This window comes from Arthrobacter sp. KBS0703 (genome assembly GCF_002008315.2).
Classification (GTDB): domain Bacteria; phylum Actinomycetota; class Actinomycetes; order Actinomycetales; family Micrococcaceae; genus Arthrobacter.
In genome coordinates, this window is the sequence record NZ_MVDG02000001.1 from 357,650 (window position 1) to 370,904 (window position 13,255).

General features: G+C 66.6%; 14 protein-coding genes and 1 tRNA gene. 8 read left to right on the forward strand and 7 right to left on the reverse strand.

Going from position 1 to position 13,255, the window contains the following annotated elements; genetic code table 11:
- Window positions 1-73: 73 nt before the first annotated feature.
- Together B1A87_RS01640 and B1A87_RS01645 are read right to left on the reverse strand one after the other, a co-directional pair.
- Window positions 74-1,582, reverse strand: a complete 1,509-nt coding sequence (locus B1A87_RS01640; protein WP_144275690.1) for a catalase — start codon at window positions 1,580-1,582, stop codon at window positions 74-76.
- Window positions 1,583-1,608: 26 nt separating this feature from the next.
- Window positions 1,609-2,076: a Fur family transcriptional regulator gene (locus tag B1A87_RS01645; protein ID WP_078027319.1), complete on the reverse strand. Its 468-nt coding sequence runs from the start codon at window positions 2,074-2,076 to the stop codon at window positions 1,609-1,611.
- A gap of 76 nt (window positions 2,077-2,152) precedes the next feature.
- On the opposite strand from B1A87_RS01645, the gene B1A87_RS01650 reads away from it, so the two are divergent.
- Both B1A87_RS01650 and htpX read left to right on the forward strand, forming a co-directional pair.
- Window positions 2,153-3,424, forward strand: coding sequence for an MFS transporter (locus tag B1A87_RS01650; protein ID WP_078027318.1), 1,272 nt, complete (start codon window positions 2,153-2,155; stop codon window positions 3,422-3,424).
- A 47-nt stretch (window positions 3,425-3,471) separates the two neighbouring features.
- The gene (gene htpX, locus B1A87_RS01655) at window positions 3,472-4,341 is read left to right on the forward strand and encodes a zinc metalloprotease HtpX (RefSeq protein WP_078027317.1); all 870 of its coding nucleotides are present in this window, start codon (window positions 3,472-3,474) and stop codon (window positions 4,339-4,341) included.
- A gap of 154 nt (window positions 4,342-4,495) precedes the next feature.
- Here the strand turns inward: htpX and B1A87_RS01660 are convergent, their stop codons facing one another.
- Complete coding sequence (locus B1A87_RS01660) at window positions 4,496-4,987, reverse strand: YajQ family cyclic di-GMP-binding protein (protein ID WP_078027316.1); 492 nt, start codon at window positions 4,985-4,987, stop codon at window positions 4,496-4,498.
- A gap of 204 nt (window positions 4,988-5,191) precedes the next feature.
- Here B1A87_RS01660 and B1A87_RS01665 point away from each other — a divergent pair, with 204 nt between their 5' ends.
- Together B1A87_RS01665 and B1A87_RS01670 are read left to right on the forward strand one after the other, a co-directional pair.
- The gene (locus tag B1A87_RS01665) at window positions 5,192-5,446 is read left to right on the forward strand and encodes a hypothetical protein (protein ID WP_078027315.1); all 255 of its coding nucleotides are present in this window, start codon (window positions 5,192-5,194) and stop codon (window positions 5,444-5,446) included.
- Window positions 5,447-5,560: 114 nt separating this feature from the next.
- Window positions 5,561-5,642: transfer RNA gene (locus B1A87_RS01670), tRNA-Tyr, on the forward strand.
- 127 nt (window positions 5,643-5,769) lie between these two features.
- Here B1A87_RS01670 and B1A87_RS01675 read toward each other — a convergent pair.
- Window positions 5,770-6,504 (reverse strand): potassium channel family protein, encoded by a 735-nt coding sequence (locus B1A87_RS01675; RefSeq protein ID WP_078027314.1) that lies wholly within the window; start codon window positions 6,502-6,504, stop codon window positions 5,770-5,772.
- A 58-nt stretch (window positions 6,505-6,562) separates the two neighbouring features.
- Entirely contained in the window at window positions 6,563-7,495 is a 933-nt protein-coding gene (locus B1A87_RS01680; protein ID WP_260680592.1) for a LysM domain-containing protein, read from the reverse strand.
- A gap of 395 nt (window positions 7,496-7,890) precedes the next feature.
- On the opposite strand from B1A87_RS01680, the gene B1A87_RS01685 reads away from it, so the two are divergent.
- Window positions 7,891-8,442: an acyl-CoA thioesterase gene (locus B1A87_RS01685; RefSeq protein WP_078027312.1), complete on the forward strand. Its 552-nt coding sequence runs from the start codon at window positions 7,891-7,893 to the stop codon at window positions 8,440-8,442.
- Window positions 8,443-8,542: 100 nt separating this feature from the next.
- Complete coding sequence (locus B1A87_RS01690; protein ID WP_078027311.1) at window positions 8,543-8,980, forward strand: co-chaperone YbbN; 438 nt, start codon at window positions 8,543-8,545, stop codon at window positions 8,978-8,980.
- 102 nt (window positions 8,981-9,082) lie between these two features.
- Here the strand turns inward: B1A87_RS01690 and B1A87_RS01695 are convergent, their stop codons facing one another.
- On the reverse strand, window positions 9,083-9,361 hold the full coding sequence (locus B1A87_RS01695) for a putative quinol monooxygenase (protein ID WP_078027310.1): 279 nt from the start codon (window positions 9,359-9,361) through the stop codon (window positions 9,083-9,085).
- Window positions 9,362-9,464: 103 nt separating this feature from the next.
- Between B1A87_RS01695 and B1A87_RS01700 the strand changes: the two genes are divergently transcribed.
- Both B1A87_RS01700 and B1A87_RS01705 read left to right on the forward strand, forming a co-directional pair.
- Window positions 9,465-11,141: an AMP-binding protein gene (locus B1A87_RS01700; protein ID WP_078027309.1), complete on the forward strand. Its 1,677-nt coding sequence runs from the start codon at window positions 9,465-9,467 to the stop codon at window positions 11,139-11,141.
- A gap of 131 nt (window positions 11,142-11,272) precedes the next feature.
- Window positions 11,273-12,190, forward strand: coding sequence for a hypothetical protein (locus B1A87_RS01705; protein WP_078027308.1), 918 nt, complete (start codon window positions 11,273-11,275; stop codon window positions 12,188-12,190).
- A gap of 82 nt (window positions 12,191-12,272) precedes the next feature.
- Here B1A87_RS01705 and B1A87_RS01710 read toward each other — a convergent pair whose 3' ends face one another.
- Entirely contained in the window at window positions 12,273-13,253 is a 981-nt protein-coding gene (locus tag B1A87_RS01710) for a DNA-3-methyladenine glycosylase (RefSeq protein WP_078027307.1), read from the reverse strand.
- Window positions 13,254-13,255: the final 2 nt, after the last annotated feature.

The window sequence follows — 13,255 nt, forward strand, 5'->3', positions numbered from 1 at the left end:
GATGACGCGCCCCGGACGCAGGAACCCCGCCGCGGCAGTGCCGCGGCGGGGTTCCTGTCAGGCGGAAAGGCTGTTAGCCGATCTTGTTTGCGGCCTCAGCGTCAGAGCTGGGGCCGGCGGGGGCTGCGCCCAGGTTGGCACGGAGCTTGGCGCCGAGTTCGGCGTCCACGTTGGTCCAGTACTGGATGGCGCGTTCCTTGATGCCCGGGCTCTTGACGCCGCCCACGGCGCCGGTGATGGTCTCCAGCAGGCGGGCCTTCTCGCCGTCGTTGAACACCTCGCGGTACAGCGCGCCGGCCTGGACGAAGTCGCCGTCCTCTGCGTGCAGGGAGTGCGCGGCGAGCGTCAGCGCGCCGTCGTTCTCCCAGCCGCCGGCCGGGCTCTGCGGCTCAACGGCAGCCGGACCGCCCACCGAGTTGGGGGCGTAGACCGGAACGGACGGGGCGTTGAAGTGGTAACGCCCGGCGCCGTCCTGGCTGTAGTTGTTGACCTGGTTCTTCGGCTGGTTCACCGGGATCTGGGCGTGGTTGGTGCCCACGCGGTAACGGTGTGCGTCAGCGTAGGAGAAGATGCGGGCCTGCAGCATCTTGTCCGGCGAGGCGGCGATGCCCGGGACGAAGTTCGACGGCGCGAAGGTGGCCTGCTCGATCTGCGCGAAGTAGTTCTCCGGGTTCCGGTTCAGCTCCATGGTGCCCACCTTGATCAGCGGGTAGTCAGCGTGCGGCCACACCTTGGTGAGGTCGAACGGGTTGAAGCGGTAGGTCTTGGCGTCCTCGTACGGCATGACCTGGACGTGCAGGTCCCAGGAGGGGAAGTTGCCGGCGGCGATGTTTTCCTGCAGGTCGCGGATGTAGAAGTCCGCGTCCGAGCCCGCCAGCGCCTCTGCTTCGTCGCCGGTCATGGACTTCACGCCCTGGTTGGACTTGAAGTGGTACTTGACCCAGAAGCGCTCGCCCTCGGCGTTGATCCACTGGTAGGTGTGCGAGCCGTAGCCCTGCATTTCGCGCCAGGAAGCGGGCAGGCCGCGGTCGCCCATGAGCCAGGTGACCTGGTGCGCGGACTCGGGGGAGAGGGTCCAGAAGTCCCACTGCATGTCGGCGTCGCGGAGGTGCGTGCCCGGGAGGCGCTTCTGCGAGTGGATGAAGTCCGGGAACTTGATGCCGTCGCGGATGAAGAACACCGGGGTGTTGTTGCCGACGAGGTCGTAGTTGCCCTCGGAGGTGTAGAACTTGACGGCGAAGCCGCGGGGATCGCGCCAGGTGTCGGGGGAGCCGTTCTCGCCGGCGACCGACGAGAAGCGGATCAGCATCCCGGTCTCCACGCCCGGCTGCAGGAACGCGGCCTTGGTGTACTTGGAGACGTCCTCGGTGGCCTTGAAGGAGCCGAATGCGCCGCCACCCTTGGCGTGCACCACACGCTCCGGGACACGCTCGCGGTTGAACTGGGCCAGCTTCTCGACCAGGTAGTGGTCGGTCAGGATGATGGCGCCGTCGGCACCGGTTGCCTGGGAGTGGGCGTCGGACGTGACGGGAGCGCCGGACTGTGTCGTGGACACGGCGGGCGCAGAGATGTTCGAAGTCATCTTTCTCCTATTTTCTTGATTACTTATCAGTTGCGTTCAGAAGGAAGTTTTTGGGCCCGCTGGCAGTCCCCGCAGATGCCCTGGTACATCACATCGGCGATCTGGATGGTCATGGGATGGGAATCCTCGTTCCAGTGCGGGGTCAGGCATGGTGCGTGGCCGACAGCGCAGTCGACGTCCTCCACCCGGCCGCAGCTGATGCAGATGGCGTGGTGGTGGTTGTCACCGACTCGCGTTTCATACAGGGCGGGGGAGTGCGGGGGTTCGAACCGGCGCAGCATGTGCAGGTCGGTGAGGTCGCCCAGCACCACGTAGACGGACTGGGCGGTCAGCTCCGGGAGCTCCTCGCGCGCCGCGGACAGGATGCTTTCTGCCGGGGAGTGGGGGTGATGCTCGACGGCGGCCAGCACCGCCAGCCGCTGTTTGGTCACCCGGCGGCCGTGGGCGCGCAGGGCCGCGGCCCATGCTTCGTGGCTCTCCGGGTGCTCCGTCATGGTTCCATTCAACCACTTATTTTGACTAGATCACAATAAGGCTGGGCTAAGTTCCCTGCGAGGCTAGAGTTGCCGGGTGGGGAAACTACTGGCCGACATCACTCCGCTGCGCGAAAGCCCGACCTTCCGCAGGCTCTGGGCCGGCTCGGCGATCTCCAACATCGGAAGCCAGTTGACGCTGGTGGCCGTCAGCCTGGAGGTCTACCGGCTGACCCACGACAGCCTCTATGTGGGGCTGCTGAGCATCTTCGCACTGGTTCCGCTGGTGGTCGGCGGGCTACTGGGCGGCTCGATTGCCGACTCGCACGACCGCCGCCAGGTGGCCCTCTTTTCGTCCTCGGTAATGTGGGCGGCCGTGGGCGGACTGGCCCTCCAGGCCTGGCTGCAGGTGGGGAACGTCTGGCTGCTCTACGCGCTGGTGGCCGTGCAGAGCGGCGCCCAGGCCATTAACCAGCCGGCCCGCAGCGCCATCATTCCCGTCCTGGTCCGCAAAGAACTCCTCCCGGCGGCGAACGCGCTCAGCATGGTCACGTTCGGGCTGGCCATGACGGCAGGTCCGCTGCTGGCCGGGGTGCTCGTTGCCACGGTCGGATTCGGCTGGACCTACACCCTGGACCTGGTGAGTTTCGCGTTCGCCTTCTGGGCGCTCCTGAGGCTTCCGGCCATGCCGCCCGGCAAGGAGGCGGGCCGGGCGGGGCTGCGGTCGGTGGTCGAGGGCTTCCGGTTCCTGGGCACCCGCCCCAACCTGCGCATGACGTTCGTCATCGACCTCGTGGCCATGATTCTTGCCCAGCCGCGGGCGCTGCTGCCTGCCGTGGGCGCCCTCATGGTGGGAGGCGGCGAAACCACAGTGGGCATCCTGCTGGCCTCCACGGCCGTCGGCGCCTTCCTGGCAGGGCTGTTTTCCGGGCCGCTGGGCGGCGTCCGGCGGCAGGGGAGCGCCGTGGTCTGGTCCGTCATGGGGTGGGGAGCATCCATCGCGGCGTTCGGACTGGTGGTGGTCCTGGCCGGGAGGTCGGGCGCAGAGGGCGTCACGGCCTGGCTGGTTCCCGCCGCATTGTGCTGTGGCCTGGCCGGCATCGCGGATTCCGTCAGCGCCGTTTTCCGCACCACCATCCTGCAGTCAGCCACGCCCGACCACCTGCGCGGCCGCCTGCAGGGCGTCTTCATCGTGGTGGTGGCAGGCGGTCCCCGGGTGGGCGACATGTTGGCCGGCGGCGGCACTAAAATTCTAAGTGAGGGCTGGGTCCTGCTGATCGGCGGCCTCCTGTGCATCGTGGTTGCCTGGGCGGCGGCGCGTTGGCAGTCCGGCTTCTTGAAGTACGACGCCGGGAACCCGGTTCCGTAGCGACGCCGGCGGAGTCGGGACCGACGTCACGAACTGTGGAGGCGAAAGTGCACAATCACTACAACGGCCTGAAAACCGCGGCGCTGTTCGGTGTGCTGTGGGCGGTGCTGTTGGGCCTGGGCGCCCTGATCGGCGTCAATTCCCGCAGCGCGGCACCCATCTGGATCATGGCGCTGATCGGCATCGCAACCACCGCCTACGGGTATTGGAACAGCGACAAGATCGCGCTGAGGGCCATGCAGGCCTACCCGGTGTCCCAGGCCCAGGCCCCGGAGCTGTACGAGATAGTGGGGGAACTCTCCGCCCGCGCCAATCAGCCGATGCCCCGCATCTATATCTCGCCCACCCCGGCGCCCAATGCCTTCGCCACGGGCCGGAACCCGCAGAACGCCGCCGTGTGCGTCACCGAGGGAATCCTTCAGATGCTCACCCCGCGGGAGCTCCGCGGCGTGTTGGGCCACGAGCTCATGCACGTCTACAACCGCGACATCCTGACATTATCGGTGGCAGCTGCCGTGGCCGGCGTGATCACCTCCGTGGGCCAGATGCTGCTGTTCTTCGGCGGCGGTGACCGCCGCAACTCGAACCCCCTTGCCCTCATCGCCATGGCCCTGCTGGCACCGCTCGCGGCGTCACTGATCCAGGTGGCCATCTCGCGCACCAGGGAGTACGACGCCGACGAGGACGGTTCGCAGCTGACCGGCGACCCGCTGGCGCTCGCCTCCGCCCTGCGCAAGATCCACCAGGGCGTCCAGCTGGCACCGCTGCCGCAGGACCAGAAGCTGGTCAACACCTCGCACCTGATGATCGCGAATCCGTTCCGCGGCGGCGGCATGAGCCGGCTGTTCGCCACCCACCCGCCCATGCAGGACCGGATCGCCCGGCTGGAGCGGATGGCGGGAAGGCCGCTCGGCTGAGCGCCGCCGTCGTACTTCCTGCTGGCGACGCGCGACTCACCTGGCGACGCGCAAATGACCTGGCGCGGCCGGAATAACCGTAGCGAGGGGCAACATGCGCGTGGCTAGGCCAGCTGCGCGTCGCCAGGGGGGGGTGCGCGTCAGGCGGCGCGCCTTAGCTGCGGAAGTTGACGAACTGCAGGTCCGCCTCGTCAAAGTCCTTGAGCAGCGCCATGGTGGCTTGGAGGTCGTCGCGGGACTTGGAGGTCACGCGGAGCTCGTCACCCTGGATCTGCGACTTGACGGACTTCGGGGCTTCGTCGCGGATCAGCTTGTTGATCTTCTTGGCCAGATCCTGCGCGATGCCTTCCTTGATGGTGGCCTCCAGCCGGTATTCCTTGCCGGATGCGTAGGGCTCGCCCGTGTCCAGCGACTTCAGCGAAATCCCGCGGCGGATGAGCTTTGACTGCAGCACGTCCAGGACAGCCAGGACGCGTTCCTCGGAGTTCGCCTTCATCAGGATCTTCTCGCCGCTGAAATCGACCTCGGCGCCGACACCCTTGAAGTCATACCGCTGGGCCAGTTCCTTCTGCGCCTGGTGCAGCGCGTTCGCAACCTCCTGCTTGTCTACCTTGCTTACGACGTCGAATGTGGACTCGCCTGCCATGATTCTCCTTTTGCTGGTGGGTGCTTCGCCCGGGCCGTGCGGGGCCCGGGCAGGCGCCTGAATATCTGGATTCCAGCGTAGTACGGTTGGCGCTGATGTGAAGTTGCCGCGGCATTCACAGTTCACTCACAGCGGAGGCGAGGCGGGAACGAAGCTTCTGCGCGCAAAGTTGTAGGAGTTGGAAGCCGCTCCGAAAGGAAAGCAATGACCCACAAGGCCGCCCGCTACGTCACCCGATCCACGTCCGCAGCCGCAGTAACCATCGCCGCCGCCGCATCGTCTGTGGCCGCAGCCGCAGTGGCGGCATCCATTATTCTCAGCCCCGTGGCCGACTCATCGTCCAGGCTCGAAGGCGTGCACGCCGACCTCCAGCGGGCGGTGCAGCTGAACCAGATCACCGAGGACCAGGCCGTCCGGTTCGAGGCTAAACTCGCCGGTCGCATCCTCGGAGAAGCCTGAATTCCGGGCTGTTTGTGCCCTTCGTGCCTCGATTCGATTCTTGGGCGGAAGTTCTGTAAGGTTGTCTTGCCGCGGTGCTGAAACAACAATGCGGTGATCTTCTTTTTGAAGTTCGGCAGATTACCCGAGCGGCCAAAGGGGGCTGACTGTAAATCAGCTGGCAACGCCTACGGGGGTTCGAATCCCTCATCTGCCACGTTTTGAAAAACCTCCGGAACCTACTGGTTCCGGAGGTTTTTTGTTTCTCGCTTTCGGTCGGGGAGCGGGCGCGGTCAGGCCGGTTACTGTCGCGCGGGCGGTCCGGCCGGCTACTGGTGGCAACCCTACGGAGTGGGGTCCCGCCGGAGCTCGGCAATTTCGCGCCTCAGCGCGGCCACTTCCGCCGCGAGCTCACCCACCTCCGCAAGGACGGGCCGTTCGGCCGATTCCGCTGCGGCACCGGTGCTCTCTTCGACGCGCTGCACCAGCCACGAGGCGATGGACGCAGTCACCACGCCCAGGACGGCGATCCCGCTCATCATCAGGGCAGCCGCCACCACTCGGCCCAGCGCGGTGACGGGGTAAATATCCCCGTAGCCCACTGTGGTGATGGTGGCCACCGCCCACCACACAGCATCGCCGAACGTGAGGATCTTGGCATCCGGAGCGGACTGCTCGACGTCGAGCACCGCCAGCGCCCCCACGAACACCAGTAGGGCGGCGGATGCGGCCACGTACGTGACCACCCTGCCCCGCAGCGTTTCACCCACTGTGCGGTGCAGCACCGACAGCAGGGTCACCAGCCGTAGAAGCCGGAGCGGGCGGAAGAAGGGCAGCGCCACGATCAGCAGTTCGTGGAGGTTGCGGACGAACCAGCGGCGGCGGTTTTCCGCCAGCCACAGATTCGCGCCGTAGTCCAGTGCGAAGATGCCCCAGGTGGCCCACATGGTGACCTCGAGCCACTCGGCGCCCCGGCCTTCCATCCGGCCGACCACCTGCCAGGCATAGGCCGCGAGGAACACGATGGCTGTCCCCATCAGCGGCCACTCGGCAAGGTCCCGGTAGCGTTGCTGCGTCATAGGGACGATATTACGGGTGGCTGCCGTGGCCGCGGCAGCCACTCGTCATGCCTTGCCGCTAGTTGAGGGCTATGACCAGCATCTGGGTGGTCCCGGGAATGCACGTCTGCAGGACAGCCCGGGGGAACCCTCCAAAGACCGCCGCGACATCGTTCGTCGTGCCCGGGTTGGGCACCTGGCCGCGGCCAGCCACTGTGTACGATCCGTAGCCGGGGATGTCCACCCTCTCGCCCACGCCGATGCCCGAGAAGCGCGCCCAGCCTCCGCAGAAATCGTGCTCGGTGATGAACAGGGAATAACCGTCAGTGGGGGTGAAGTGGATGGGGCCGATGCAGCTGTCCACCAGCGCTTGCCCGCCAGATCCGGCCACATAGATGGTCCGCACCGCCGGTGCGGGGGCCGGTGCAGGCGCTGGCACTGGCGCCGGTGCTCCCGCCGCCTTCGGCACTGCCACCGCGAGGCCCGTTAGCTTCAGGGTCTGCCCGGGAACAATGACGGAGTACGGGCCAAAGCCGTTGGCGGCCAGCATGCCGTTCACATCGACGCCGAACCGCTCTGCGATGGTGCCCACCGTGTCGCCCGCCACGACGGTGTACGTGTTGGTAGCAGCGGCCGGGGCCGCCTTTCTGGCAGTGGGCGGAGCTTTGGCCGGAGCTTTGGCCGGAACCTTGGCCGCCGTCGCTTTGGCCGGAACTCTAACAGCCTTCGCCGGAACCCTGACGGCGGCAGCCTTGACCGGAGCGGCTTTGGCGGGCGGCGCCACGGCGACCGGCGCCGCGGCCGTAACGGACGGCGTCGGACTGGCGGAGGGAGCAGGCTCCGCCGGTGAAGCAGGGCTGGCGACGGCTACTGCAACGCCGTTTCCGGGGGCCGCCACGGAGTTGACCACTGCCGAGGCTGCGAGCAGACCTCCGGCGACGGCGGCGGCGGCGATGATCAGCCGGGCCCTGCGGCGTCCGGTGCCCAGGCGGGACCGGGCCGGCAGGGCCAAGCTGGATCGTTGGATCGTCCAGGGGGCCGGGGTCTTCCTGGGTTCCTGCATCTTCCTGTGGGTTCATGGCGTGCCCTTGGTTCGTGCGCTGCCGGGTGACCGGACGCTCGCCGGGCGGTGATGCGCAGAACAAAGAGGGGCTCTGACCAGGAAGGAGGGAGCGTGGCATGTGGGGCGCATGACCGCTATTCATGTGTGAAGCACGCTCGCTAACGTGCCGGCCCCAGCCTGATTCGAGTGTACGAAGCGCCGACAGGGCGCCGCACGAGTAGTTGCTACCTCTTTTTCCCCTCGGGAACACTCGGATTCGGCTGTCGCGCGCAGGTCACCGCGTGGGCCGGCGCCGCAGACAGAGGGTCTTTCGGGAGTTGTTACTGGCGGGTAACATAGTCGCCATGCACTTGCTCCTGCGAACACTCCTGATGCTGTTCACCTCCGCCAAACGCCCGTCCCTCAGCGTCTGGGATTCCGCATCCGTGACACTCCGCGTGCTCCCAACGGACATAGACATCGCAATGCATGTCAACAACGGCATGTATTTCTCGCTCATGGACCTGGGCCGTTTCGACCTGATGGTGAGGAGCGGAACCTGGCAGAAAATGCGACGGCGGGGCTGGAGCCCGGTGGCTGCCGGCGAGACCATAGCGTTCCGCCGGTCCCTCCAGCTCTGGCAGCAATACACCATCGAAACCAAGATCATCGGGCTGGACGCCAAGGCCATCTACTTCGAGCAGCGCATGGTGGTGAAGGGCGAGATCTATGCCCGTGCATATGTCGCCACGCGCCTCGTGGGCAAGGGCGGTCCCGTGACCCAGGAGGAAATTCTCGCGGAGTTCGGCCAGCCGCCGGCGGGACTGGAACTGCCCGATTGGATTCACGGCTGGCGGCTGGACACTGCGTTGCCGAGCGCACGGCGGCCGGCCCCGCATGATTGGGCCGGACGTTAACCGTGACGGCGCCGCCGTCGGCAATATTCCCGGTGACGCGGGGAGCGAACAAACCGGCCTCCAGGAGGACTAACTAACGCTCCTCGCGTACCGTTGAACCATGGCTACCGTTGACATCACAGGTGAACAGTTCGCATCGACCATCGAGGGCAACGACATCGTCCTCGTTGACTTCTGGGCCGAATGGTGTGGTCCCTGCAAGCAGTTTGGGCCCACATACTCCGCCGTTTCGGAAAAACACGGCGACGTCGTCTTCGCCAAGGTGGACACCGAAGCCCAGCAGCAGCTGGCCGCAGAGGCCGGCATCACATCCATCCCCACGCTGATGGCCTTCCGCGAGAAGGTCCTCGTCTTCTCCCAGCCGGGCGCGCTCAACGCCCCGCAGCTGGAGCAGGTGATCGACGCCGTCAAGGCGCTCGACATGGAGGAAGTCCATGCCCACGTGGCGCGCTCGCAGGCCGAAGCGGCAGCAGCCGACGGCGGCAGCAAGGCGACGGGCTCCGGCACGCAGGACGGCACGCAGATCCCGGATTTCTAAGCGCACCGGCAGCAACAGCACCAAGCAACGCGGGGTCACTCCGCGCCCATTGAACCGGATTCTTTGGGCGCGAAGTGACCCCGCGTTGCTTGGCTGAGGGGACTAGAGGCGTTCGAGGCGGACCGGTTCGGCCAGCAGCGCGCTGAGGGATTCGTTGAGGTCCTGGACGGCCGTGCCCTTGGAGTGCTTGTCCAGGTGGTCTTCGGAGGCCCACTGCTCGGTCAGGACCAGCTTCTCCTCGGTGGCTTCCGTGAGCTCGTACTGGATGCAGCCGGGCTCGTTGACTACCTCGTCAATGGCGATTTCCAAGGCGAGCTTCACGCGGAAAAATTCGCCGTCGTTGGGGATGAACGTTGCCTGCAGGTCGATGGGTGCACTCATGGATTTCACAATACCGGCCGCCGCCCGCAGGCCCCGCTCTCTTTACGCCGGACACCCTACTATTGCGCTTCTCTTGCCCGGGGCCTCTTGATAGCGTGCCATCATGCGCGCATACACAGCCGGGGACACTGACGTCCCGCTGCTCGAGGAGACAATCGGCCACAACTTCGAGCGGGTGGTGGCCCAGTTCCCCTTTCACGATGCGCTGATCGAGGCGGCGGCTGTGCCTGGCGCCGACGCCCGCCGCTGGAGCTACTCCAAACTGAACGACGACGTCGACCGCGTCGGCCGTGCGCTCCTCGCCCTGGGCGTCGGGAAGGGGGAGCGGATCGGCATCTGGAGCCCCAACTGCGCGGAATGGACCATCCTGCAGTACGCCACGGCGAAGATCGGGGCGATCCTCGTGAACGTGAATCCGGCCTACCGCAGCCACGAGCTGGAGTTTGTGGTCAGGCAAAACGGCATGCGGATGCTCGTCACGGCGCCGTCGGACCGCAACAGCGACTACGTGGGGATGGCGCGGCAGGCGCTCGCCGCATGCCCGGACCTGAGCGAACTCGTGTTCCTGCCGGATGCCGGCTCCGCCGAGCTCACCGCCGGCGACCCCGAAAATGACCGGGAGCTGACGTACGCCGAGCTGCTCAAGCGGGCGGACGCCGTCGCGCATTCCGGGCTGAAGGCCCGCATGGCGGGGCTTGACCCGCACGACCCCATCAACCTGCAGTACACCTCCGGAACCACGGGATTCCCCAAGGGCGCCACCCTGACCCACCACAACATCCTCAACAACGGCTACTCAATCGGCGAACTGCTCGGGTACACCGAGCACGACCGCGTGGTGATTCCGGTGCCGTTCTACCACTGCTTCGGCATGGTGATCGGAAACCTGAACGCGCTCAGCCACGGCGCAGCGACCATCATCCCGGGGCGCGGTTTCACGCCGGCCGCGGCGCTTGAAGCGGTGCAGGACTTCGGCGGCACTTCGCTGTACGGGGTGCCCACCATGTTCATCGCCGAACTGGCGCTGCCCGATTTCGCGTCCTACGACCTCTCCACGCTCCGGACCGGGGTCATGGCTGGCTCGCTTTGTCCCATCGAGGTCATGAACCGGGTCATCTCCGAGATGAACATGAGGGACGTGGCCATCTGCTACGGCATGACCGAGACCTCGCCCGTGTCCACCATGACCCGGGACGGGGACACGATGCAGCAGCGCACCGAAACCGTGGGCCGGACCATGCCGCAGCTCGAAAGCAAGATCGTGGACCCTGCCACGGGTGACGTGGTGGAGCGCGGCGAGATCGGTGAACTGTGCACCCGGGGCTATGCGGTCATGCAGGGGTACTGGAACCAGCCGGACAAGACAGCCGAGGCAATTGACGCCGACGGCTGGATGCACACCGGGGACCTGGCGCGCATGGATGACGGCGGCTATGTGGTGATCGAGGGCCGGATGAAGGACATGGTGATCCGCGGCGGCGAGAACATCTACCCGCGCGAGATCGAGGAATTCCTCTACACGCACCCGTCGATCCAGGACGTGCAGGTGATCGGAGTCCCGGACGCGAAGTATGGCGAGGAACTCATGGCCTGCATCATCCTCAACCCCGGCGCCGCGCCGCTGGACGCCGCCGCCCTGGCCGAGTTCTGCCGCGGGAAGCTGGCCCACTACAAGATCCCGCGCTACGTGGACGTCCGCGAAAGCTTCCCCATGACCGTCTCCGGCAAGATCCGCAAGGTGGAGATGCGCCAGGAGGCCGTGGCCCGGCTGGGGCTCTGACAGCAACGCGAGGTCAGATAACGCCCCATTGAAGGGGACTATTGGGCGATATCTGACCCCGCGTTGCAGGGTGGTGAAGTCGGGCTGTGGATAACTCTTAAAGGCGTCGACGAGCAGCCAGAATAATTCCCATGGCCCGGTCAACACCGCTACCCGACACCCTGAACCAGTTGCCCTTTACCGTGTACGAATCGAGGGCGCTGGGCGTTCCCGCGAAACGGCTGCGCGCCAGAGACTTGGCCGACGGCGGCCGCCTCATTTATCTGCCGCAGGGCCGGGAACTCGAACTGCGGGAACGTGCCAGGGTATTGGCAGCGGCGACGCCGGGAGCCTGGGTGTCCCATCAGACCGCGGCGGAGCTCACCTCATTGGGGCTTCCGCCGTGGATGGACGGGGACATTGTTCATCTCAGCAAGCCGCATGAGCTGCCGCGGGTGCGCCGAGTCGGAGTGACCGGCCACCGGGTCCGGGTGATTCCCGGCGAGATCGGGAAGCGCGACGGTATTCCCATGTCCCTGCCGCCGCGGACCTGGCTGGACCTGGCGGCCGTCTTGCCACTCAGGTACGTCATCGCGATGGGGGATCAGCTCATCAGGTTTCCAAGGGCTAACTTCGAAGGCCGGACCACGCCGTACGCCTACAAGGACGGACTGCGCTTGCTCATCCGGCAGCACCCGAACATGAAGGGCGTGGAGAAGGCCCGGCAGGCACTCGAGGAGATGCGTGTGGGGGCGGACTCCTACCCGGAAACGTTCCTGCGGCTCGCCATGCTGGATGCCCACCTGCCCGAACCGGAACTGCAGCTGCGCGTTGACCCCTACGACGCCTGGTCGCCGACTGCCGACCTCGGGTACCGGCGCTTCCGGATCGCCCTGCAGTACGACGGCGCTCATCACCTTTCGCGGGAACAGCAGTCCCGGGACAACCGTCGCGACGAGGCGTTCATTAGTGCGGGCTGGTCCTACTTCAAGGTCAACGCCGACGATTTGGAGGACGGATTCCAGAGCGTGATCAGACGGGTCAAAAGTGCGAAGCGCCGCTCAGCCTAAGGCAACGCGGGGTCACTTGAGGCCCAATGGAGGCGGGGGATTGGGCGCGAAGTGACCCCGCGTTGCGTTAGGGAAAACGGAGTCAGTGCCGGCGGTGGTCCTGGATGGTCATCCGCGGCCCGAAGGTTTGCTTCCGGAAACCGCTGAGCCCGATCATCCGGACCACGCGTTGCCGGTGCCCCTGCCACGGCGCCAGCAACCGAAGCATGCCGGCGTCGTCCGTCCGCCGGCCGGTCAGCGCGGCGCCGACGTCGGCCGCCAGATGATAATCGCCCACGGCGATCGAGTCCGGACAGCCGTGCGTCCGCTGCACCACCTCGGCGGCCGTCCACTCGCCGATTCCGGGAATGGTCTGCATCTTCCCGGCAGCCTCCGCCGCCGGCAGCGTGGCCAGCCGTTCAAGCGCGACGGCGGAACGCAGGGCCCGCATGACCGTCGCCGAACGCTGGGGGCCCACTCCGGCCCGGTGCCATTCCCAGGACGGGATGCGCAGCCACTGCCCGGGAGTGGGCTGGACCAGCAGCCCGGCCGGTGCAACGGTGCCGGCCCCCGGGGCCGGCGTGCCGTGGCGGTTCATGAGATAGCGGTAGCCGCGCCGGGCCTCGATGACGGTGACCTTCTGCTCCAGCACGGTGGGCACGAGGGAATCAACCATTCGCCCGGTGGACGGCAGCCGGACGGCGAGGTTCCGGCGTCGGGCTTCCCGGACCATACGGGGGAGCGTCGCGTGAAACCTGGCCTCGTCAAATGCGGACCAGTCGTCCTCGGCGCCCAGCAGGCGGGGCACGCCGGCGAGGGCGGCCGCGGAGCCGGGGCCCCACGCCTGCGCATCGACGTAGGGTTCCGGTCCCGTCTCGGCGCTGGTGAGCCGCAGCGAGACCGGACCGTCCGTCGTCGTGAACGCCATCCACAAGCCTTCCGGCCGGGAAGAAAATGAGGGATCTCCGTTGCCGCGCATGAGCGTGCCCAGAGTCTGGCGCAGGTTGTAGGGACCCCCGGGATGCCACCGCAGGGAGGCGTCGGCGGCAGCTGCAACGCTGGCGGGGACGTCCGTGATGGTCATGG

Bases quoted from the DNA above. Each gene is read 5' to 3' on its own strand.
- B1A87_RS01665 (WP_078027315.1), top strand. From the start codon at position 5,192: ATGACCCACAAGGCCGCCCGCTACGTCACCCGATCCACGTCCGCAGCC.
- B1A87_RS01690 (WP_078027311.1), top strand. From the start codon at position 8,543: ATGGCTACCGTTGACATCACAGGTGAACAGTTCGCATCGACCATCGAG.
- B1A87_RS01685 (WP_078027312.1), top strand. From the start codon at position 7,891: ATGCACTTGCTCCTGCGAACACTCCTGATGCTGTTCACCTCCGCCAAA.
- B1A87_RS01645 (WP_078027319.1), bottom strand. From the start codon at position 2,076: ATGACGGAGCACCCGGAGAGCCACGAAGCATGGGCCGCGGCCCTGCGC.
- B1A87_RS01705 (WP_078027308.1), top strand. From the start codon at position 11,273: ATGGCCCGGTCAACACCGCTACCCGACACCCTGAACCAGTTGCCCTTT.
- B1A87_RS01675 (WP_078027314.1), bottom strand. From the start codon at position 6,504: ATGACGCAGCAACGCTACCGGGACCTTGCCGAGTGGCCGCTGATGGGG.
- B1A87_RS01710 (WP_078027307.1), bottom strand. From the start codon at position 13,253: ATGACCATCACGGACGTCCCCGCCAGCGTTGCAGCTGCCGCCGACGCC.
- B1A87_RS01640 (WP_144275690.1), bottom strand. From the start codon at position 1,582: ATGACTTCGAACATCTCTGCGCCCGCCGTGTCCACGACACAGTCCGGC.
- B1A87_RS01695 (WP_078027310.1), bottom strand. From the start codon at position 9,361: ATGAGTGCACCCATCGACCTGCAGGCAACGTTCATCCCCAACGACGGC.
- B1A87_RS01660 (WP_078027316.1), bottom strand. From the start codon at position 4,987: ATGGCAGGCGAGTCCACATTCGACGTCGTAAGCAAGGTAGACAAGCAG.
- B1A87_RS01700 (WP_078027309.1), top strand. From the start codon at position 9,465: ATGCGCGCATACACAGCCGGGGACACTGACGTCCCGCTGCTCGAGGAG.